The sequence below is a fragment of the Psychrobacter sp. 1U2 genome (assembly GCF_051847575.1).
In genome coordinates this window covers 1-505 of record NZ_JBPYDC010001881.1, presented here as the reverse complement: position 1 = coordinate 505, position 505 = coordinate 1, and the positions used below count along the sequence as shown (strand labels likewise).

Here is a 505-nt window from a genome sequence, read left to right as displayed (position 1 = left end):
GCGCTCCATACCTTCTAATAACAGTACATCTTCACTAGCACCGCGCGCGCCATGTAGTTTGAGCATATCAAACTGCTGCTTTTGTTTTTTTGCATTGGCATGAAAGTCATCTTCGCTTACATGCGGCAAAATTCGCCAATGTGTAATCAGTAAGTCCAACGGCTTGCCTTGGCGCACTAGGCTTGGCAAGATAACGGCTAGAACATCACCGAGCGGATAGTGGTAATAACGCGCAAGCCAATAGGCAAGTTTTAACATACTGGCATTTAAAATAGGCTCAGCATCTAAGCATTTATTAATAGGTTTAAGCTTACCGCTAGGTACATTGCTATCGGCTCTAGCGATATGAGCAATTACAATACCGATTAGGGTTTGATGACCGAATGATACCTCGACACGGCTACCAATCTGAGGTAAAGAGACGTTTGATGAGATGTTGTTATCAGTTGATACGCTATAGTCAAATACCCGATAAAGGGGCACGGGTAGAGCAACTTGTACCAAC

At 44.0% G+C, this 505-nt stretch carries 1 protein-coding gene; it reads right to left on the bottom strand.

The window, feature by feature from the left end; all coding sequences use genetic code 11:
- On the bottom strand, positions 1-504 hold a 504-nt coding region (locus ACS8FD_RS24925), incomplete at its 3' end, for a primosomal protein N' family DNA-binding protein (protein ID WP_459252196.1).
- Between the last annotated feature and the right edge of the window lies 1 nt (position 505).